The following is a 21806-nucleotide window of genomic DNA, read 5'->3' as shown; positions in this document are numbered from 1 at the left end:
CGGGTTAGAATTACCTATAAATTTTAGCAAACTATTTATTAGCAGTAGCGGTTTAAGTTGTTGCGCATTGAGAGGTTTTAAAAATGCAGTTGAATAAAATACCAGCCACAATAGTTACCGGTTTTTTGGGAAGTGGTAAAACAACCTTGTTATCTAATGTATTAAAGCAGGCCGCTGGCAAACGTATTGCCGTAATTGTGAATGAATTTGGCGCATTAGATATTGATGCAGACTTACTCCGTAGCTGCCCACTTGACTGCGAAGATGAAGGTGCGTCATTGGCGCAAGGCGAAAACGGCATTTATGAATTAGCCAACGGCTGCATTTGCTGCACAGTAGAAGAAGAGTTTTTACCGGTAATGCAGCAGTTAGTAGAGCGCCGTGATGATATCGATCATATTCTCATTGAAACATCGGGTTTGGCTTTGCCAAAACCATTGGTGCAAGCATTCAATTGGCCAGAAATAAAACAACACTTTACGGTTGACGCGGTTATTACTGTAATCGATGGGCCAGCGGTTGCGGCGGGGCGTTTTGCTAATGATGAAGCGCTAGTGCAAGCCCAGCGTCTGGCCGACGAAAGCCTAAACCATGATCCTAGTTTAAAAGAGTTGCTAGAAGACCAGTTAAGCGCCGCCGACATTGTTGTCGTCAGTAAAAATGACTTACTCGATGACAGTGCGCGCGATTTAGTAAAAGCTGTCGTTGAGGGTAAAGTGTCAGATTCGGTAAAAACAAGCTACATTAGCAATGGTGAGGTGCGCTTAGATTTATTAATGGGTATTGAAGCAGCCACCGAAGACAAAATAAATCATGTGCATAATCATCATGATCATCACCATGCCCATGGCGAGCATCATGCCCATGCCCACGATCATTTTGATTCATTCGTCATTACCTTGGGTGAAGTAGACGAAGATAAAATTCAACAAATGTTAACCAAACTCATTACTACCCAAAATATCTACCGAGCTAAAGGCTTTGCAGCACTACCTGGCAAGCCGATGCGCCAAGTACTTCAAGCGGTAGGCCAGCGACTGGATGTGCATTTTGACCGCCTGTGGGCTGGCGATGAAGCTCGCGCCACTAGCTTGGTCTTTATCGGTAAAGGTATCGTCGAAGCAGATATTAAAGCCGAGTTATTAAAGGCCGAAGTCGTTAGCGCCTAATGCACTTACTGGCTGCCCAACCTGGTGGATTCACCGACGATGTTGGCATTATTGACCTTGGGCAATCAGCTGCCGATATCGTTATATTATCAGCCGCTGACAGCTCATTAGCCGCGCTGGCCAATAGCGCTGAATCATTATCAGAAACTTATCCCTCTATTCGCTTAGCCAATTGGTTGCAGTTATTAAAACCAGCAGCCTTTGACTTATATCAAGACAAGGTTTTAGATCAGGCTAAAGTTGTTGTAGTGTCTTTTTTGGGTGGCGCTAGTTATTGGCAATATGGATTCGATCGGTTGCAAGCATGGGCAAGGGCGTGCGATAACAGAACCTTAATCTTGGTTCCTGGCGATAACAGTCCAGACCAGCAGTTGTTTTCTGCATCGACTATTGAGGCCGAAGATAGTCAGCGGGTTTGGCAATTCTTACGTGAAGGCGGCACCGTCAATAATCAGCAACTGTTTTATTTTTTGGCTAATCAATATATCGATGGTCAAAGCTATCAATGGCATGAACCCGAGCGCTTGCCTAATTGTATGATGTATATGCCGGCATCAAAGCTTAAACATTCCCAAGCTAGCTATGCCGATTGGCATCAGCGTTGGGGCGAGTTAAGTCATCAGGTTTGTGTGGTGCTATTTTATCGCAGCCATTTACAAAGTGCTAACACCGCTATGTTCGATAACTTAATCAGTACGCTAGAGGCACATGGCCTGCAGCCATTGCCGATAGCCATTAGCTCACTTAAGGATCCTGAGTCGTTAACCTTGGTGAATGCTTTAATAGATCAAGCGGGGGCTAAGCTGGTTATTAACACTACGGGTTTTGCGAGCAATACAGTGGCTAGCCCTGATTTGTCATCTCAACCCAGTGATTTTAATTCTCCCTTTATAAAAAAGATCCCCGTTTTTCAGCTAGTGCTGTCTAGTAGTACTAAAGAAGATTGGCAAAGCTATAGCCAAGGTCTGCGTAGCCGCGACATTGCTATGCAAGTAGTGTTGCCAGAAATGGATGGGCGTATAGTTACTCGGGCCGTCAGCTTTAAGTCAGATTCGCATTATAGCCAGCGCTGTGAAATTTCAGTGGTACGTTATGTCTTACACCAAGAGCGTGCCAACTTTGTTGCGGAGTTGGGGCAGCGCTATTGCCAGTTATCAATTAAGCCAAATAAAGACAAACGACTGGCGCTAATTTTAGCTAACTATCCAACCAAGGACGGGCGTATTGGCAACGGTGTCGGTTTAGACACACCAGCATCAACAATTAATATTTTGCAGGCACTGGCAGACAATAATTATCCGGTCGAGTCTATTCCTACTGGCGGCACTGAATTGATTAAAGAGTTGTTAGGGGCGGTGACGAATAACCCCAACACGTTACATCAGCTGCCCTGCTGGCAGAGTATTAGTTTAGCTCAATATCAACAGTGTTTTAGTCAGTTGCCAGAGCAAAATCAACAAGCGGTATTAGAGCGCTGGGGGCCGCCAGAAGCTGACCCTAAGTGTCGTAGCGGGCGCATTATGCTGGCCGGTATTCGCCTTGGTGGAACCTTTGTTGGTATTCAGCCGGCGCGCGGCTTTAACATGGATTTGTTGGCCAACTATCATGATCCCGACTTAATACCGCCGCATAGTTATTTGGCGTTTTACTTTTGGTTACGTCATGTTTATCAAGTAGATGCCGTGGTACACGTTGGCAAACATGGCAATTTAGAATGGTTGCCTGGTAAGGGCACTGCCTTATCGGAAAATTGTTGGCCAGATATAAGTTTGGGGCCAATACCGCACTTTTATCCGTTTATTGTCAATGACCCAGGCGAAGGGGCGCAAGCCAAACGGCGCGCACAAGCCGTTATTATCGACCACCTAATGCCGCCAATGACTCGAGCCGAAGTTTATGGCGATTTAGCTGAGTTAGAGGCTTTAGTGGATGAATATTATCAAGCCATGGGTCTAGATATTCGCCGCGAGAAATGGTTGCGCGAAAAGATTATACAGCAAGTTAAAGACACTAATGTGTTGCAAGAGTTGTCGTGTAAAAATGAATCTGATGACGGCGTATTGGCACAGCTAGATACCTATTTGTGCGACATTAAAGAAGCCCAAATACGTCACGGCTTACATGTGTTAGGTTTTTTACCAGCCGCTGACAAGCTTAGCGATACCATTGTGGCGTTACTTCGTCTGCCCCGCGGTCGTGAAGCTAAAGATCAAGGGCTGTTGCATAATCTTATTGTTGATTTGAATTTGCTTGATGGGGATGAGTTATTTGACCCATTTGTTGATCAAGTGTCAGTCTGGAATGGGGCGAAACCACCGCAATTATTAGCCGTTGATAATAGTGATTGGCGCACTAGCGGCGATACTCGCGAGCGACTTGAACTGCTAGCCATGCAGTTGATAAGTGTCTATGTGATAGGTGAGCGAGTAATTGATAAAGACTTTATCCACGCTTATCCGCAAACCAGCGTGCAACTCCACTACGCCAAACAGGTATTGTATCAAGCGCTAAAAACCAGTGTGGTGCAAGAGATATCAGCGCTGATCGGTGGTCTAAACGGACAGTTTGTCGAGCCGGGGCCAAGTGGCGCGCCAACGCGTGGACGCTTGGATACATTGCCCACGGGGCGTAATTTTTTCTCGGTAGATAACCGTTCAATTCCTTCTCCTGCAGCATGGGCGCTGGGAAAAAAATCGGCTCAGGCGTTAATTGAAAGACACCTCCAAGAGCATGGTGACTATCCAAAGCAGCTAGGTATATCTGTTTGGGGTACGGCCACTATGCGCACAGGTGGCGACGACATTGCCCAAGCCTTTGCCTTAATGGGAATTAAACCGGTTTGGGCCAAAGGCTCTCAGCGCGTTATTGATTTTGAAATTATACCGGCGATGTTGTTACATCGGCCTAGGGTAGATGTAACCTTACGCGTGTCTGGTTTTTTTCGTGATGCCTTTCCCAATGTAATGAAGCTTTATGATAGTGCCGTTCAAGCGCTGGCAGAATTTGACGAGCCGGGGGGCATGAATACTATTCAACAAAATGTTGAGCAGCGAGCGCAAGAATTAACTGAGCAAGGCTTGCCGCCTGTTGATGCCAATAGACAAGCCAGCTATCGAGTGTTTGGCAGTAAACCTGGGGCTTACGGTGCTGGCTTACAGGGTCTCATTGATGAGCGCTGCTGGGAAACCCGCAATGATTTAGCCCAGGCTTATCTTAACTGGGGCGGCTATGCCTATGGTAATCAGCAGTCAGACAGTGACGGCGTTGACGCTAAAGATTCTTTTCAACACCGTTTAAGTAAGCTTGAGGCAGTGGTGCAAAATCAAGATAACCGCGAACATGATTTACTCGACTCCGATGACTATTATCAATTTCAGGGGGGTATGACCAATGCAGTAACTGCTTTTTCTGGCGATGCGCCAGCGGTGTATCACAATGACCATTCAAATCCAGCGCAGCCAAAAGTTCGCACCTTAAAGGAAGAATTAAACCGAGTCATTCGCTCGCGAGTATTAAACCCTAAATGGATAACCGCCATGCAAGAGCATGGTTACAAAGGGGCCTTTGAAATGGCCGCCAGTGTCGATTACTTATTTGCCTATGACGCAACCACTAATCTGATTGACGATTATCAATATGAAAGCGTTGCCGATGCCCTAGTGCTCAATAATGATATTCAGCAGTTTATGCAAGAACATAACCCGAGCGCATTAGAAGAGATGGCCGAGCGATTATTAGAAGCTACCCAGCGCGGGTTGTGGCAACAACCCGGCGATTACAGTCAACAGCTGCAAGATTTGTTGTTAGAGATAGATGCGCAGCAAGAAAGGGCTAATTAATGTTTTCAACGCCCACTACATTAATGGTGCAAGGCACTACCTCTGATGCGGGAAAAAGTATTTTGGTAACTGCATTATGCCGCATTTTGGCGCGCCATAAAATTTCAGTAGCGCCGTTTAAATCACAAAATATGGCTTTAAATAGCGCAGTTACTCCATGTGGTGGCGAAATTGGCAGAGCGCAAGCCGTTCAAGCTCAAGCCTGCTATTTGTCACCCTCTATTGAAATGAATCCTATTTTATTAAAACCCAATAGTGATTTAGGCTCTCAAGTCATTGTTAATGGTAAATCTATTGGCAACATGAAAGCGACTGAGTATCACCTGTACAAACCAGATCTGCTTAATACCGTTGTGGCTGCTCATGATTCACTAAGCCAGCGCTATCAAGCGGTAATAGTGGAGGGGGCTGGCAGTCCTGCAGAGATAAATTTGCGCGAACACGATATTGCTAATATGGGGTTTGCTGAAAAAGTTGATTGCCCAGTGATTATTGTTGCCGACATAGACCGTGGCGGCGTGTTTGCACATTTATACGGCACCTATGCCTTATTAAGTGATTCAGAGCGCGCGCGAGTCGTCGGCTTTGTGATTAATCGCTTTCGCGGTGACGTCGATTTACTCACCCCGGGTTTAGTCTGGCTAGAGGAAAAAACCTCAGTGCCAACCTTGGCAGTTATTCCCTATATTCATGATTTACACATAGAAGCTGAAGACAGTATTAGTAATAATCAATCACAAAAGACTGAAGAAAATCGGTTAAAAATAGTTGTTATCAATTATCCCCGTACTAGCAATCATACTGACTTTGATGTTTTACGAATGTACCCGCTTATTGATTGTGAATTTGTTAAAGAGGCCAGCGACTTCAGTGGCGCCGATGTCATTATTTTGCCAGGCAGTAAAAATGTACGTGGCGACTTAGCGGCAATGAAAGATAGTGGTTGGCCAGAGCTTATCAATAGCCATTTGCGCTATGGCGGCAAAGTCGTCGGTATCTGCGGCGGCTTTCAAATGTTGGGTGATACCATTCATGACCCACAGGGAATAGAGTCTGCGGCGGGTTCTTCCCGCGGTTTAGGTTTATTAGAATTTGAAACCACGCTGGCCGGCAGTAAAACTCTGCGTAATGTGAAAGGCATAAGCTTAACAAGCGGCGCACAGGTTAGCGGTTATGAGATTCATGCAGGAATTAGCACCGGCGCCGCACTGGCCTCACCATTGTTATCACTAAGGCTGCAACATGACGATGGCAGCTTTGCCGGCAGTACATTCAACGATGGTGCGATAAGTACAGACGGTAAAATCATTGGCACCTATGTGCATGGTGCGTTTGATGAAAAGGCAATGCTTGGCGAAATACTAAGGTGGGCAGGTTTAATAACATTAGCTGATTTTGACTATCAAGCCTATCGTGAGAATGAGATAAACCGTCTGGCTGATGTGGTAGAACAAGTACTACCCATAACCACATTACGACAATTACTATCATTGCGCCCAGTCTCTTGAGTACCTTGACTGTTTTTATCGCGCTGTTAATCGATAGAATATGCGGTGAACCAAAACAGTGGCATCCGTTGGTAGGTTTTGGCAATATCGCCAATACTTGTGAAGGCTATCTAAATAAAACAGCATTCACCAATAGTCGTCAAAAAGTGAATGGAATTATAGCGCTAGTTATTGCCGTGCTTCCTATTGTCGGCCTCTTCTCGCTTATTAGTAGTGCGCTGCTGTCATATCCGATTGCTCATTTTATCTATAGTGCGGTGATGCTTTATGTTGCCGTTGGTTGGCATAGTCTTATTGCCCATGCGAACGCTGTTATTAAGCCGTTAACAGACAATAGAATAGATGAGGCAAGGCTCGCTTTATCAATGATTGTAAGCCGAGATACAGCCGCACTCGATGAAACCGAGATTGCTAAGGCGGCAACTGAGTCGGTATTAGAAAACGGCGCTGATGCAATCTTTGCCGCAATATTCTGGTTCTGTATGTTGGGCGTTCCAGGGGTTGTGCTTTATCGCTTAAGTAATACCTTAGATGCAATGTGGGGCTATAAGAATAATCGATTCTTAAATTTTGGTTGGGCTGCGGCAAGGTTAGATGACTTACTCAATTTTATTCCCGCTAGGCTAACTGCCCTTAGTTATGCTGTAGTTGGTGATTTTACAACATCACTGCGTTGCTGGCAGCAGCAGGGCTTTAATTGGAAAAGTCCAAACGCCGGTCCAGTAATGGCGGCAGGCGCTGGAGCGATTAATACCTCTTTAGGCGGCGAGACGTCGTATGATGGTAAGCTGCAATTTCGACCGGTGTTGGGTCCGATAGAAAGTGCGCATACTTTAGCCAGTCATCAGAGCATTCAACGTGCGGGCGACTTAGTTAATAAATCCCTTCTGCTTTGGCTCTTTGCATTAGGGCTGATGGCATGGCTGTTATGACTAGCATGCAATCATCTAGCGATCGATTAACAAATCATAGTATTGACGAGCGCTTGCGTCAGTTACGCCATAACCTTCCTCTTCATGGCGGCGATATTGAGACCGCAGCAGCTCGCTATGGAATACCGTTAAGCAATTGGATTGATCTTTCGACCGGAATGAATCCGCAGTCATATCCTATTCCTGACATACCTGTTCAAGCATTTCAGAACTTACCCTACTGGCGGCCAGATTTTTTACAAGCCGTAGAAAACTATTATGGGTATGGTATTTTTGTACCAGTGGTGGGCTCCCAGCAAGCCATACAAGCTCTACCCAATATGCTAATTAACGAAAGTCATGGCGACGTTTTGTTGCCAGCAGTGGGCTATCAAGAACATGCTAAACAATGGCGTAATTCGGGGGCAAGCCTAGCCTATTATTCAAGCGTGTCGGTTAGTGATATGTGCCAAGACATTGACGCAAGTTTGGCGAGCAATGCCGCCCAACATCTTGTTGTCATAAGCCCTAATAATCCTACAGCCATCGAAATAGATAACGAAATACTATGTGCTTGGGCTGAAAAATTAGCTGCGGGGTCATATTTAATTGTTGACGAAGCTTTTATCGATGTAGGTCATCAAAGTTTACTGACCATCGGTATATTACCTAGCAATATTATTATATTACGCTCATTTGGTAAGTTTTTTGGTTTGGCGGGTATTCGTTTAGGCTTTGTCTTTGCCAATCAAGCAATAGTAAAAAAGTTGAAAACTATTTTCGGCACATGGCAGATTAATGGCCCAGCGCAAGCTATTTCAACAATAGCGATGAATGATGTTCATTGGCAAAAACTGACTAGGCAGCAAATCTTAATTAATGCCACAGTGATGAAAAATCTATTAAATCCGCTCGCAAAGCATTTTAATTTTAAGGGAGTCATGAGCGCTTCTTTATTTTTTTCTTATGCAATGAGTATAGACCTAGCCTTGACCTTAAATGATGTATTAGCAAAATTAGGTCTGCTTACACGAGTTGTTATTATCGATGACAATAATGCATTGCTTCGCTTTGGTAGTATCAGTTCAGACAATGATAGCGCGGTACAACGTATTCAAGATGCTGTAAAAAAACTGTGTAGTATAGATACCGTCGCCGCGCTACTAGATTATCAAGTGGATGCTAACTGATGCAATATTTCCCCCTTTTTCATCGTCTAAATAAGGGCGTTTGTTTAATAATAGGCGGCGGTCATGTGGCTCAAAGGCGCGCTCGTGCATTGATTTCAGCTGGCGCTACTGTTCATCTTATTAGTAAACAAATATTACCTAAATTGGAATCTTTTTTAATCGACTCTGGTGCCAGTTTTGATAAGCAAGCCGTCGATTTAACAAAATTGGCAAATGATTATGAGTTAGTCGTTGCGGCAACCAATGATAAGGCTGTTAATTTAGCTATTGCAAATTATGCCAATCTTAATCGTATTCCAGTAAATGTAGTTGATGATCCTGCCGCTGGTGATTTTATATTTCCTGCAGTTATTGAACGAGCGTCACTGACTGTTGCTGTATCCAATAGTGGCAATTCTCCTGTACTTTCACGCCTATTAAAACAACAAATTGACGCTTATATACCATCCACCTTTGCCGCTTTATCAGATTTTGTTGGCAACTATCGCCAGCGGGTAAAAGTATCTATCCCTGAGGATAATATTCGCAAGACGTTTTGGGAAAATATTATCCAAGGTGGTGTTGCTGAAGCTATTTATATGGGTAAAGAGCAGCGCGCACATGATCTTTTTGAATCAGCGTTAGCCGACCCCGAAAAATTTAATTTACAAGGTGAAGTTTACTTAATTGGTGCTGGGCCAGGAGATCCTGAGCTTTTAACGTTAAAGGCGTTTCGATTATTGCAAAAAGCAGATGTTGTTTTGTATGATCGACTGGTTTCTGCAGCGGTAATGGCTTTTATCCCTCCCGAGGTCGAGCTGATTTACGTGGGTAAGAATCGTGACAATCATGCTGTGCCTCAAGATGATATTAACCAATTGCTTGTTGACCAAGCGAGAAAAGGTAAGCGAGTCGTCAGGCTTAAAGGCGGCGACCCTTTTATCTTTGGCCGAGGCGGGGAGGAAATACAGACACTGGTCGATTTCCAAGTGCCATTTCAAATTGTGCCGGGTATTACTGCTGCCAGTGGTTGTTCGGCCTATGCAGGTATCCCTTTAACTCATCGAGATTATGCCCAATCCGTTCAATTTGTAACTGGTCAGCTAAAAAGTGGTACTGTTGACTTAGATTGGGCAGAACTAATTTCGCCGGGTAAAACATTGGTGTTCTATATGGGGCTGAAAAGTCTGCCAATAATATGTGAATCGTTAATAACATACGGTATGCAGCCAGATACCCATGTTGCATTAATTGAAAAGGGGACTACCCATGAACAACGCGTGTTGGTATCAAATCTTACTGAGATTGAAAGCATGTTAGCCTCAGCGCAGGTTTCCTCACCGTCTCTCTTTATTGTTGGCAGTGTCGTGCAGTTGGCGGAAAAACTCAGCTGGTTTAACGCGTAAATGAGCAATTCTCACAGCTATTCAGACAGTGAAAAAAAAGCAGTTTATAAAGCTATTGCCCAGCGTCGTGATATGCGCCACTTTAATGGCAAGCCATTAGAGAGTGATGTTTTGCAGAAGATTATTGTCGCTGCGCATATGGCACCTAGTGTAGGTCTAATGCAGCCTTGGCGTTTTATTCGAATTACCGACAAATTAATAAGACAATCTATTTTTAATATTGTCGATAAAGAGAGCAAGCTAACCAGTGAAGCCTTAGGACAGAGGAAAAAAGAGTTTTTAAAACTGAAAGTAGAGGGCGTGATGCAGTGTTCAGAATTACTTATTGCTGCACTACCCGATGGCAGAGAAGAACATATTTTTGGGCGACGAACAATGCCAGAAATGGATTTGGCCTCTTTATCCTGTGCAATTCAAAACATGTGGTTAGCAGCAAGAGTTGAAGGTATTGGTATGGGGTGGGTGTCGTTATTTTCACCCGAAGAGATTAAGTCGCTGTTATCGATGCCAAGTACTAGCCAGCCCATTGCTATTTTATGTATTGGTCATGTTGATGAATTTTATGAAAAGCCTATGCTGGTTATGGAAAACTGGGCAGAGGAAAGATCGCTTGACAGTATGGTCTATGAGAATCACTGGCAGGGTTAACATTAGTAGTGGCATCTCCCAACTTTTATTAGCTCTTATTTTAGCATCGGACACTTTATGACAGGCACGACTAAATACCCCAATCTATTTGCCCCGCTTGACCTAGGTTTTACTACCATAAAAAACCGCGCCATTATGGGGTCTATGCATACTGGGCTTGAAGAAGCCGAAAATGGATTTGAACGCATGGCGGCCTATTTTTCTGAACGTGCCGCTGGTGGTGTCGGTATGATTATTACAGGTGGTATTGCGCCTAATGTAGAAGGCGGGGCAGGCACCAAACTGGCTACCTCTGAAGAAGCCGACCAACACCGAATGGTTACTCAAGCGGTTCATAGCGCCGGTAAAGATGTAAAAATGTGTATGCAAATACTGCATGCAGGGCCCCTAGCTTTTGCCGAAATCATTGTCGCGCCGTCGCCGGTTAAATCACGCTTGTCGCCACTGATCCCTGCAGCGCTAGACGATGCAGGTATTGAAAAGCAATTAGCCGACTTTGCTAATTGCGCGGCCAAAGCTCAGGGGCCCACTGTGTTTGACTTCAACTGTGTTGGAGTCGACGCAGCATGCTGTCATCAGGCAAGGGGGCCCTTGGTCACGCCACCTATGAACGTCATCGCCCAGAGCAAACTCTGCTCTACCAACCTGTAGAGAAACACTACCCCGCCCTGGTTGAGCAATTGGAATGTCAGGGCAAAAATCTTCCCGCTCATGTCCATCGAGAATTTGAAGCGTATCTCAAATGCGGTCGCCTCGAATACGGGTTCCTTCGCGTGCGTTGCGATACCTGTCACTTCGAGCGACTGGTGGCGTTTTCCTGCAAGAAGCGTGGATTCTGCCCCAGCTGTGACGCCCGCCGTATGGCCGAGACAGCGGCCCTTCTCTTGGACGAGGTATTCCCCGATGTGCCATTGCGTCAGTGGGTGATCAGTTTTCCGTTTCCTCTACGGTACCTGTTTGCCGCCCACTCGACCGGCCTAATCCCGAACTGGAACGCGTCGCCAAGGCCAATGGATTTTCCCTGCACGCCGGCGTGAGTTGTGAGGGGCATCAAAGGGATAAATGGGAGCGCCTCTGCCGGTACATCGCTCGCCCCGCCGTGGCCATCCCACGTCTATCACTCAGCTCTACGGGCAAGGTGGTTTACACCCTGAAGACGCCTTACCGAGACGGAACAACCCAGGTGGCCTTCGATCCGGTGGATTTCATTGCACGATTTGCAGCCCCTGCCCGGCCCCTTCTGATACCGCCAACCAGGGCGCCACCTGCCACGCTGTCTCTTTTCGCCGGGACGGAGTTTCATCAGCAGGGACGCCACTGAAAACCCCATGGCACGGACTGCTGCGGGCTCTCGTTTAGGAATGGACGAATAGGAATTGCACGGTCACCTCAGCGAACAACTTTTCAGAGCAGTAGGCGGGTATGTCGCGAATTTCTCCCGTTCAGTTAGGGGCATCAGTCAGGAAATCTAATCTCAATAGGCCGTTTATTTGTCCTATACTTACATTACTACACCAGTGCCAACTGCTAGCACTAAAGGTAAGGTCTTAGCCGGGTTTTCTAGCTCACCCGTTAGGTAAGTTGCTGCATTCCAGCCGCTATAGGCACAACCTACATAAATGAGTGCAACAGCAAAACTGCCACTGGTGATTAATTCAATGTCGCCTGGTGCTGGCGTAAACCTAATTAACTGATAATTATCTACAGCGTAAAGAGCGGCGATAGAAAAGCCGATAACCAGCACAATTTTAGCGAGGGTAAAAACGGTTTATATATTACCGCTATTACGATGACTAGTAGCATGGACTAATGTCATTACCACTACCAAACCGGTTGCCAGCCATAAGGGCGATAATTGAGGAAAAACTGAAGATAAATATACGCCGAACGTTATCGCGGCAAGAGCGGTAGGTGCGGCAAAGCCAACAGTGGCCGACACACAGCCAGAGATAAACCCTGCCATTGGATGATATATCTGACTGAGGAAATTATATTCTCCGCCCGACCTAGGCAGCCTAGCACCAAGTTCGGCATAGCAAAGTGCTCCGCTAATAGCGATTATCCCGCCTAAAACCCACAACACCAAAATAACAAAGCCTGATTTAATATCGACTAACTGAAATCCCAGACTCGTAAAGACACCTGTACCAATCACAATAGCGGCGGCGGTCGATGGGCTAAATTTAGCTGTATTACTCATTATTAGTTTTATTCACTCTAAATCAGATAAAAGAATGGCCTTCTAACTCTCCACTATTATCCCATTTCTCGGTATAAATGCGTATTTTGAATTGTGCACGTAATTCTCATCCCTTGCTTTCCAATTTGAACAATGCAGAAAAGTTACTTACAGAACCTACATAAAAAAATAGCCGCTGCAATTTGAACGGGGCGTTTCAAAAGACTTCTAAGGGTATCCGTCACAATAATATAGCCAATCCACCCCAAGGTTAACAACATTGCATTAAGCCAATATATGAATACGAATAAGCCTCATCAAGTTAACGACAAAGTTAATATCAGCAACATACCCACTTCCTGTAATTCAACCAAGGCGCCCATGCAATCGCCAGTAACACCTCCCAACCGTTTGATACATTCATTACGCCATAAGTAAAACATTGCAGCAGCAACTGACAACAACACTAGCGCCGAACTCCACGGTAAATAAATAACCGTAATAGCGACCGATAAAAGTAGACAAAAACCTATCAGCTTAGGCGATAAGTATTGAGCAACCTGCGCCCCAATGCCCTCAGGATTTGCATACGGTGCATAGATAAATGCAGCCAATAAAGTAGAACGCGCTAACAATGGAATAATTAGCAATGCAAGATAATGGGGTGAGCCCAATAAGACAGTTAAGGCAGCGAACTTTACTAATAACACTAGCACGATAACAACCACAGCTATTGGTCCAGCAGCAGGGTCTTTCATTATTCTAAGTGTTTTTTCTCGACTACCTTGCCCACCTACCCACGCATCACTACAGTCGGCTAAACCATCAATATGCAGCGCACCGGTAAAAGCAACCCAAAGGGTCAAAATTATAATAGCTGACAAAAACGTCGATATACCACTAAGGAAAAATGACACGATGAGGAGTAAAATCCCCAATACAATACCAACAAGTGGATAATAATAAACCGACTGTGCCCACTGCATATCACTAGCAATAATGGTTTTACCCATTGGCACACGTGACAAAAACTGCATCGATATAACAAAGCATTGCCAGCTGCTGCATAATTTATTCAATTTCACTCACCCGGATAATGACCCAAAATCATTGGCGAAAATGAATCACTATGATGAAACACTTTTATTCGAGTCATTGAAGCATAGGCGACTTCAATACGAGTTATCGCCGTTAAAGGCGATTGCATTAAATGCGCTAGTAACAATCTTATCGTTCCACCGTGCTGGACAACTAACACATGTTGATTTTTATAATCAGTCAATAGCTTAGTAAACGCAGCAACAACTCTATCTTGAACAACCTGAATATGCTCACCATCAACTGGAGTAACACTACCTGGTTTAGCGTAATACTGCATAACGAACTCTTGATCGTTTTTCCAAACATCACTAACTAGCTGACCTTCCCATTCGCCAAAATGAATTTCACGAAAGTCATGCTCAATGGCTATAGGAATTTGATTTTCAGCCGCATGCTCTTGTGCAAACAATTTACAACGCGTTAAAGGCGAGCTGACAACAGCATCCCAGCCGCTATGAGAAGCCACTGCATTTCGCATTTGCTGCCAACCCAAATCGGTTAGCGACACATCTGTCGAGCCCCGATAGATTTCACCACCCTGGCACTGCCCATGGCGCAATATATCTATTAAAGTAAAATTTTCGTTATCTCGCATGACTATTACTATCTCGCATAATGACTACTATCAGTTATTAAAGCTTACCTTTATGTATTCGAAACTTGAGCTTGTTCAAAGGTCGCCATTGACTCATGTAATGCCAATGCCATTTTGACCAAGGGTAGGGCAACTCCAGCACCACTGCCCTCGCCTAATCGCAATTGTAAATCAAGCAAGGGCGACGCCTTAAGTGCAGCCAAAATATATTCATGGCCAGGCTCTTGTGAGCGATGTGCAAACAACATCCAAGAGCGAGCGCTAGGATTAAACTCACAGGCTAATAACGCCGCTGCTGAGCTAATATACCCGTCTATTAATATCGGAACGCCTAGTTGAGCACAACGAATGTAGGCACCCACTAAGGCCGCTATTTCAAACCCACCAAGGCAAGTTAAAATTCCTTCTGGTGTAGTTAGTCGCTGCTTGTGTAATATTATCGCCTGTTTAATTACTGCTCGCTTAGAAGCTAAACCCGCTTCATCAACGCCTGTTCCTTTGCCTACGGTTTGATCTTCAGACAACCCCAATACGGCACTAACAATTGCTGCGGCGGAGGTACTATTACCGATACCCATTTCACCGCCAATAAACAGCTCAGTATCGCTATTTATCTGCTCAGCACCTGCTTGCAGGGCATTAGCCATTTGATCACTATCCATGGCAGTAGCTTTGGAAAAGTTATTGGTACCTTGAGCTATGCTGCAATTAATTACATCGGCAACACCGTCAAGGCGAGCAACCAAGCCCATATTAACCACCGAAAAAGTGGCACTAATATGCCTAGCTATTACTGAAATAGCGGCACCGCCACTGACAAAATTTCTAACCATTTCACCGGTAACAACTTGCGGGAATGCAGAGACTCCTTCCTCTACAACACCGTGATCGCCAGCGAACACACATATTTGAATATTATCTAACTGCGCAATTTCACGCTGCTGCCAGCCAGCAAAATCTACGGCTACCTGCTCTAATAAGCCGAGTGATCCGGCTGGCTTGGTTAATTGCTGTTGCCGAGTTATTGCCAACTGCCTACTAGACTGACAAATTACTTTTGACGGATGCTGCCACCAGTTATTCATCAATCTGCTGCCACTGGTTTTATCTGTAGCGGAAGCCCGGCGACCACCAAGGTAACCTGATCGCACATACTGGCAAGTTGCTGATGTAAAAAACCAGTTTCATCGACAAAGCGTCGCGTCAATTCTCCCATTGGGGTAATACCCATTCCCACTTCATTACTAACAAATATTACTCTACCGCTAAGCTGACTAAACACTGCTAACAACTTATCTCGCTGTTGTTCCCAGCAATTATGATGCAAACAATTACTTAACCAAAGAGTTAAGCAATCAACCAAAATACAGCTATTAGCATTGGAGTGAGACAACAAAACCTCTGCCAATTCTATAGGTTCTTCTACTAGCTGCCATGATTCATTACGGCTAGCTTGATGAAGGGCAATTCGTTCGTGCATTTCACCATCGCCAGCGGTACCAGTGGCTATATAAATCAACTTCAAGCCAGATTCAGTAGCCCGTTGCTCGGCTAATTTACTTTTGCCAGAGCGCGCACCGCCTAATAGTAATTCACTGTGTAAATTCATTGCTCAGTAAAACCCGCTAAAAAAAGTATAACAATCTGCACTCCGATTTAGGGAATGCTCCACAAAGTCTATATTAACCCGAAATATCTACAAAATAGGCGTTCCGTTAACAATCCGTTTCGACCCATCTAACACTGGCAAATAACCATGCCTATTTGTCGCTGTTTAATCAATGCGGAAAATGACTAGCTTTAAATCATGCCGCACTATTTACATTCAATATATCTGTTAATTAGAGTCACAATAATCTTTTAGTTTATTTGCGGATAAGCCAAGTTGAACCACACTAATGACTTATCTAATACCTATAACTGCTGATGTCCTCGCTTGCTCCTATATCTGAGCAAGCACTCTAGCAAACTGCGCTTTTTTTTCGCTATCAGACATGTAGATGCAAAAGCGGACTGCACAAATATTTACAGGCTATTAACGCCATCGCCTGTAAATAATGAATGTATTTCGTTGAACACCTGTCTCTGGCGAAATAGTAATTTCCCAATAATATCAGAGTGTTGCCTGTTGCTGCTTGCTCCACCAAATATTACCCTCCGTAGGCATGAAGGATGTCATTTACCTGCTTTTTCACCTGCTCACCACCGTCGCAAAGCTACTTCAACCCGGCGGCAGTCGGACAGTTATTGCCGAAAACCTGCTCTTGAAGCAGCAGCTGATAATCCACAGCAGGTCGCGGCAACGAGCACCGAACCTTTCAACACAGGATCGCACCTTACTCGGCTTCAGGACGTTATTTCTGAATCCCAGACGTATTGTCAGAGCCGCCATAATCATCACGCCTTCCACCCTGCTGTCATTCCATAACGCGCTGAAGAAACGAAAATACCGACTACTGTACTCACCAAGTGGCGGTGGAAAACTAGGTCCAAAGGGCCCGTCCAGAGAGATCATTGAGGCCATCGTTGCGATGAAACGACGCAACCCTCGATACGGTCGTCCTCGAATCGCAGAGCAGATCAACTTAGCATTCGGGCTGGCCTTGGATAAAGACACTGTCAGGCGTGTACTCGCGGTTTATTTCAAACCAGACCCAAACAACTGAGGGCCATCTTGGCTTACAACTATTGGCTATACGAAGGACAGCTTGTGGAGCGTAGACCTTTTCCGCTGTGAATCTATTGTATTGAAGAGCCACTGGGTAATGGTCGTGATGGATCAGTACACCCGCAGCATCATTGGCTTTGGTGTGCATGCAGGTAACGTGGATGGACCAACTCTCTGCCGCATGTTCAACCAAGCCACCTCTGGACGATGCTGGCCAAAACATCTCAGCTCGGATAACGATCCTCTCTTTCAATACCACCGATGGAAAGCCAATCTGCGCGTGTTTGATATTGAAGAAATAAAATCAGTTCCATATGCGCCGATGTCACATCCTTTTGTGGAAAGGCTTATCGGTAGCATTCGGCGAGAGTTGCTTGAGCAGACACTCTTCTGGACTGCGACTGACCTGGAAAACAAGCTGCGTGGATATCAGTGTTATTACAAGGGATGTCGGACACATTCTGGACGGGATGGCTCCACTCCCATCGAAGTAGGGTGCCGCCAAGTTAAGCTACTGATATCCGTATAATCGACGGATGAATACTTATAAACGCCACCGATTCCCACCCGATATCATTTCTTACGCCGTCTGGCTCTACTATCGTTTCAATCTCAGCCACAGAGACATCGAAGATCTACTTGCCGAACGAGGCATAACCGTCAGCCATGAATCGATCCGACTGTGGTGTATAAAATTCGGCGCTATATACACTCGAAGACTGAAACGAAAACACCGAGGCTACGGCGACACGTTCTACATCGATGAAGTTTTCATCAAGATCAACGGTAAGCAGCATGACCTGTGGCGTGCTGTTGATCAGGACGGAGAAGTGGTTGATGTATTTTTGCAGGCCAGGCGAGATGGTGCAGCAGCAAAGCGGTTTTTTAGAAGGCTGTTACACAGTCATGGCGGCGAACCCAGGAAGATTGTGACCGATAAGCTACGCAGGTATAGCGTTGCTCACCGTGAACTGATACCGGATGCTCTTCACGATAATTCCCAGTACGCGAACAATCGGGCCGAGCAATCCCATGAGCCGACCAGAGTGCGAGAGCGGGTGATGCGGAAGTTTAAATCAATCAAGCAGGCTCAAAGATTTCTGGGCGCTCATGCTGCAGTGTCAAACCTTTACAATTTGGGTAGGCATAAGGTCAGGGCTCAGCATTACCGTGATCTCAGGGTGAGTGCGTTCGCTGAATGGAGTAGGGCGGTTGCATGAGACTTGAGACTAAATTCCTCTGATGTCAAAAAGTTAACTTGCCGATACTTACGCTAGGCGCATTGTCTGCCCGGGCCAGAAAGGCCTGATGCCGAGCACGGACCAGGCGTGGCTCTATTTTCGTGGTCTCTTATTGGCGGTTCGATTGTGTTAGCAGACTGATGGCTTTTCCCCAGGCCCTGGCGCCTTCGAGCTCGTTGGCGCGCTGGCTTGCTCAGGGTAGACTCCAAGAGCCAGGATTTTCCGCTTGCCAGCATAACGATAGTCATAGCGCCAATATCGGGCGCAAGTGCGCTGTACTTGTAAATGCAGTCCGCCGCCGTCGGTGAGCTTTCGTACCTTCGAGTGGCTCTAATCCACTAATTCGATAACATGGGTGTATCCTTCATCGTCATCATGTCTGGTGGAGATTTGGCCACGGGCGCCAATGTATTTTCCTGTACCCCCAACGATGGCTCGAATTTGCGGGATGTTTTTGGCTATCTCAAGTTCGCCACGATGAGGGAAAACCGACTTACCCGAAATCACCAAGGTGTTCGCATTACCAAAGTCAAACACCATGCTGACGATTCGATCTTGAAACACCTCATGCTCCTTTTCGGGAATGTCAACGGTCAGAACGAAGCCACTTAGCTTTCCCTCTTCACCATTGGTTGCCTGTACAGTTGCGTCGAACGCCATCAGGTCTCCGTGGGACTGCCCCTTCTGACCAATATCAACGCGAGCCAGACTAGGCTCATCTTGATGAATCGTGAACTTCGTCGTGACCTCCGCTGCTTGCAGAACACCTGAGTTACTGAATGCGATGAACACGAATGTGAGTGCCAAAAACAGCCTCATTGGCTGTCGGATTGGCGATTCATGATTACTCCGGGGAGTCTTGCAAGTTCTGTAATAGGAAATTGTTGAGTTGACTATATTCATTGTGTTTGCCTGCGAGTATGGTTCGAGGAATAAACTCAGTGTGAGTTCAAGCGATGGCTAAGGTGACAATAGACATCGATTGTACCGATACTTGTACCGACAAATTTGACGGTATTCAATAGGACTCGTTGGATGGTATAAGATGGAGTATAACCCCAAAAGCGCTTATAAACAGGGCTTTTAGGACGTATTTGAAGATATGCTAAGTGTATTTGGTGGAGGCGGCGGGAATTGAAACGCTGCTATAACCCCATGAAAATATTGATTATTTAATATCCGCTAGTGCCGATACGGTACATCCCACGGTACAAAAGGTATTTGATTCCTACTAATGGCCGCGAAGTAGGGAAAACCCTATTTATGGTGGTGGGTCATGCTGCGGCCTCTCAGGACGCTGTGCAATAGGAATAATCCCCAGCCAACAAAAAACCCGCACTAGGCGGGCTTGAGAGGGCTCAGGCTTTACGTAGCTTACTGATACCCACAAGAGATAGCAGTCCTGCCATGATGCCCAGTAGCCACAGTGGGCTGGTGGGGACGGGCGTTGCTGCGGTCGGTACTGGTGCTGCTTCCGCAGTGACACTTCCTGTTGGGCCAGTCTCAGGCATAAAGGTCCGCTGCGGACTATCCCAGCCCGTGGCGCCTTGAACGTAGGTGATGGTCGCTAGTTTGGGATTTACCTGAAACATATCGAGGCTGAATGTTCCGAAATCTCCCAAAAAGGCGGCGCTGGTGAGGGCGTTGCCGGCGAAAGCGAATTCCCCAAGCGTCTCAACGCTGTCTGAAATAGTCACGCTGGTGAGGGCGTTGATGGCGAAAGCCCCCTTCCCAATGGTCGTAACGCCGTCTGGAATAATCACGCTGGTGAGGCCGTTGCCGGCGAAAGCCTCAATCCCAATGGTCGTAACGCTGTTTCCGATAATCACGCTGGTGAGGGTATAGTTGTTGCGGAAAGCATCATCCCCAATGGTCGTCACGCTGTCTGGAATGGTCACGCTGGTGAGGGCTTTCTGGTAAAAAGCAGAATCCCCAATGGTCGTAACGCTGTAGGTGGTTGTGCCATCCAAAACAGTGGCAGGAATCACTATGTCCGTGTCTGTGTTACCCGATGTGCGACCCTTTACTTCGACATCAGTCGTTGCACCGATAACGGTATAACTGAAGCCACCGACATCAAACGCCAAAGCCTGAGCCGATAGTATTGAAAGAACAAACAGTGTCTTAGTGATCAATGCGCGCATCATGTCTGCATCCCTTTATTCTTGTTGCGTTCAGTATAGTCGTCTTGCTGAATATCGATACATCTGCTCGTTCACCTGATGATACAGCTTAATCTATGCGAGCGGAGTAGGGAAAACCCTATTTATGCGACCTAGTGAGCCTGCCAGCCACAGCGGGGAGCCCTTGGAGCCAGAAGCAATAGTGTGGTGATCGAGGGACAGACTATAAGACTCAGACAAGCCCCTTCCGCGCGCCACAGGAGCCAGGTGGGGGACGTCGGCTATGGGCCGCAGCGCATGTTTATTAACTCATGGAGCGATGTGTGGTGGAACATCAGATGCGGTCGCTTGGGAGCTTTAGCACAAGCACCACGTGATGATGTTGTGGATGAATAGCACCCTATTTCTGTGGTGGGTGGAATGATGGTGCGGAGAGCTGGCTGGTTAGGGTAACAGCCTTGATCGACTGAAAGTATGCAAGCTGAGACGCCCGAAACCAAAACGGCCCCGAAGGAGCCGCTGTGTATATTGCAGTGACTGAGCGAGCTTCCCGCTATTAGTCGTCAAACTGCTCTAGGCAGAAAGCCGTGGCTAACCGGAGTCCATTGCTCGAAATGGTAGCACCCTGAGCGGCCTCTCCGTCACCCACTTCGTCACAGTAATAATCAAGAGTACAGGACTCCTCCGTTAGCGGCGTGCCATCTGGTGTTTCTCCCGCGACCAAGGTATAAGACACGACAATCGCCGAACCGCATGTATTAATGAGGCAAGGAGGCGGAACAGCCTCATCGGCGGTGTATGTTTCCGAGCCGCTGCAGCTGCTTGCTTCAACGGCGGGTGATGGCGCTGGGGGCTGAGCGATGGGACGTTCACTCATAATCGTAAAAGAGGCAATAACACCCAGCGTCGCAAGCGGCGCAATTGCCCGAACAAGTAAACCCCGGTTGCGCGAAACACGATAAACCACCAAAGCCAATAATACCGCCAAAAAGGCTGTGCCAAAGGTGCTCATCGTGGGCACTGCTGTGGGTGCTACTGCTGCTGCAGACCAGCTTATCTGGAATGTGCTAAATCCGCTTGAACCTTGTGCTGCTGCCTGTCCCGATACCATCATCGAAATAAGCAAGAATGCGAATGAGGCGAGTACGCCGCGCTGTGGTGCTGTTGTAGTTGGGGTCATTGGAAGTATCGTCCATGATTTCATTGCCGGCAGAGGGTAACACAGGAATGCCGATGGATCGCGTGGTTT

At 46.3% G+C, this 21806-nt stretch carries 20 protein-coding genes and 2 pseudogenes; 12 read left to right on the top strand and 10 right to left on the bottom strand.

The features are described 5' to 3' along the window. The first annotated feature begins 83 nt into the window (after window positions 1–83). The 9 genes and pseudogenes from cobW to ABXT62_RS12740 all read left to right on the top strand — a co-directional run. Window positions 84–1169, top strand: coding sequence for a cobalamin biosynthesis protein CobW (gene cobW / locus ABXT62_RS12780; RefSeq protein WP_415355663.1), 1086 nt, complete (start codon window positions 84–86; stop codon window positions 1167–1169). Beyond that, window positions 1169–5008, top strand: coding sequence for a cobaltochelatase subunit CobN (gene cobN, locus ABXT62_RS12775; RefSeq protein WP_415355662.1), 3840 nt, complete (start codon window positions 1169–1171; stop codon window positions 5006–5008). The genes cobW and cobN overlap by 1 nt, the downstream gene beginning before the upstream one ends. Further along, window positions 5008–6516: a cobyric acid synthase gene (locus ABXT62_RS12770; protein ID WP_415355661.1), complete on the top strand. Its 1509-nt coding sequence runs from the start codon at window positions 5008–5010 to the stop codon at window positions 6514–6516. The genes cobN and ABXT62_RS12770 overlap by 1 nt, the downstream gene beginning before the upstream one ends. 5 nt (window positions 6517–6521) lie before the next feature. Continuing rightward, window positions 6522–7448, top strand: coding sequence for an adenosylcobinamide-phosphate synthase CbiB (cbiB, locus tag ABXT62_RS12765; RefSeq protein ID WP_415355660.1), 927 nt, complete (start codon window positions 6522–6524; stop codon window positions 7446–7448). Continuing rightward, complete coding sequence (locus ABXT62_RS12760) at window positions 7436–8617, top strand: aminotransferase class I/II-fold pyridoxal phosphate-dependent enzyme (protein ID WP_415355659.1); 1182 nt, start codon at window positions 7436–7438, stop codon at window positions 8615–8617. Before cbiB ends, ABXT62_RS12760 begins: the two co-directional genes overlap by 13 nt. Beyond that, on the top strand, window positions 8617–10002 hold the full coding sequence (gene cysG, locus ABXT62_RS12755; protein WP_415355658.1) for a siroheme synthase CysG: 1386 nt from the start codon (window positions 8617–8619) through the stop codon (window positions 10000–10002). The genes ABXT62_RS12760 and cysG overlap by 1 nt, the downstream gene beginning before the upstream one ends. Then, complete coding sequence (gene bluB, locus ABXT62_RS12750; RefSeq protein WP_415355657.1) at window positions 10003–10650, top strand: 5,6-dimethylbenzimidazole synthase; 648 nt, start codon at window positions 10003–10005, stop codon at window positions 10648–10650. A gap of 57 nt (window positions 10651–10707) precedes the next feature. After that, window positions 10708–11301 carry a hypothetical protein gene (locus ABXT62_RS12745; protein WP_415355656.1) on the top strand — a complete coding sequence of 198 codons (594 nt, stop codon included), beginning with the start codon at window positions 10708–10710 and terminating at the stop codon, window positions 11299–11301. After that, window positions 11217–11968, top strand: a pseudogene (locus tag ABXT62_RS12740) (transposase zinc-binding domain-containing protein); the annotation flags it as partial. The gene ABXT62_RS12745 and the pseudogene ABXT62_RS12740, both read left to right, overlap by 85 nt. Window positions 11969–12151: 183 nt before the next feature. On the opposite strand, the gene ABXT62_RS12735 reads toward ABXT62_RS12740, so the two are convergent. The 6 genes from ABXT62_RS12735 to cobU form a co-directional block, all read right to left on the bottom strand. After that, the gene (locus ABXT62_RS12735; RefSeq protein WP_415355655.1) at window positions 12152–12394 is read right to left on the bottom strand and encodes a hypothetical protein; all 243 of its coding nucleotides are present in this window, start codon (window positions 12392–12394) and stop codon (window positions 12152–12154) included. A gap of 24 nt (window positions 12395–12418) precedes the next feature. After that, the gene (locus tag ABXT62_RS12730) at window positions 12419–12850 is read right to left on the bottom strand and encodes an amino acid permease (protein WP_415355654.1); all 432 of its coding nucleotides are present in this window, start codon (window positions 12848–12850) and stop codon (window positions 12419–12421) included. A 296-nt stretch (window positions 12851–13146) separates the two neighbouring features. Next, window positions 13147–13908 (bottom strand): adenosylcobinamide-GDP ribazoletransferase, encoded by a 762-nt coding sequence (locus tag ABXT62_RS12725; protein ID WP_415355653.1) that lies wholly within the window; start codon window positions 13906–13908, stop codon window positions 13147–13149. Window positions 13909–13910: 2 nt separating this feature from the next. Then, window positions 13911–14525 (bottom strand): histidine phosphatase family protein, encoded by a 615-nt coding sequence (locus ABXT62_RS12720; RefSeq protein WP_415355652.1) that lies wholly within the window; start codon window positions 14523–14525, stop codon window positions 13911–13913. A 50-nt stretch (window positions 14526–14575) separates the two neighbouring features. After that, entirely contained in the window at window positions 14576–15610 is a 1035-nt protein-coding gene (gene cobT, locus ABXT62_RS12715) for a nicotinate-nucleotide--dimethylbenzimidazole phosphoribosyltransferase (RefSeq protein WP_415355651.1), read from the bottom strand. After that, window positions 15610–16134, bottom strand: coding sequence for a bifunctional adenosylcobinamide kinase/adenosylcobinamide-phosphate guanylyltransferase (cobU, locus tag ABXT62_RS12710; RefSeq protein ID WP_415355650.1), 525 nt, complete (start codon window positions 16132–16134; stop codon window positions 15610–15612). Before cobU ends, cobT begins: the two co-directional genes overlap by 1 nt. 556 nt (window positions 16135–16690) lie before the next feature. Between cobU and ABXT62_RS12705 the strand changes: the two genes are divergently transcribed. The 3 genes from ABXT62_RS12705 to ABXT62_RS12695 all read left to right on the top strand — a co-directional run bounded on the left by ABXT62_RS12705 (window position 16691) and on the right by ABXT62_RS12695 (window position 18413). After that, the gene (locus ABXT62_RS12705; protein ID WP_415355649.1) at window positions 16691–17191 is read left to right on the top strand and encodes a helix-turn-helix domain-containing protein; all 501 of its coding nucleotides are present in this window, start codon (window positions 16691–16693) and stop codon (window positions 17189–17191) included. Between the two features lie 99 nt (window positions 17192–17290). Then, the gene (locus tag ABXT62_RS12700) at window positions 17291–17722 is read left to right on the top strand and encodes an integrase core domain-containing protein (protein ID WP_415355648.1); all 432 of its coding nucleotides are present in this window, start codon (window positions 17291–17293) and stop codon (window positions 17720–17722) included. Window positions 17723–17729: 7 nt separating this feature from the next. After that, window positions 17730–18413 carry an IS6 family transposase gene (locus ABXT62_RS12695; protein WP_415355647.1) on the top strand — a complete coding sequence of 228 codons (684 nt, stop codon included), beginning with the start codon at window positions 17730–17732 and terminating at the stop codon, window positions 18411–18413. 150 nt (window positions 18414–18563) lie between these two features. On the opposite strand, the pseudogene ABXT62_RS12690 reads toward ABXT62_RS12695, so the two are convergent. The 4 genes and pseudogenes from ABXT62_RS12690 to ABXT62_RS12675 form a co-directional block, all read right to left on the bottom strand. Then, window positions 18564–18743, bottom strand: a pseudogene (locus tag ABXT62_RS12690) (Arm DNA-binding domain-containing protein); the annotation flags it as partial. A 21-nt stretch (window positions 18744–18764) separates the two neighbouring features. Continuing rightward, window positions 18765–19241 carry a hypothetical protein gene (locus ABXT62_RS12685; RefSeq protein WP_415355646.1) on the bottom strand — a complete coding sequence of 159 codons (477 nt, stop codon included), beginning with the start codon at window positions 19239–19241 and terminating at the stop codon, window positions 18765–18767. 551 nt (window positions 19242–19792) lie between these two features. Continuing rightward, window positions 19793–20581, bottom strand: a complete 789-nt coding sequence (locus ABXT62_RS12680) for a leucine-rich repeat domain-containing protein (protein ID WP_415355645.1) — start codon at window positions 20579–20581, stop codon at window positions 19793–19795. A 532-nt stretch (window positions 20582–21113) separates the two neighbouring features. Next, a complete protein-coding gene (locus tag ABXT62_RS12675; protein ID WP_415355644.1) occupies window positions 21114–21737 on the bottom strand; it encodes a hypothetical protein in 624 nt (207 codons plus the stop codon). Window positions 21738–21806 lie beyond the last annotated feature (69 nt).

Source organism: Halioglobus sp. Uisw_031 (assembly GCF_047729875.1).
Classification (GTDB): domain Bacteria; phylum Pseudomonadota; class Gammaproteobacteria; order Pseudomonadales; family Halieaceae; genus Marimicrobium.
Note: the sequence above shows the minus strand (reverse complement) of the source record. Positions and strands in the feature narration are given on the sequence as shown.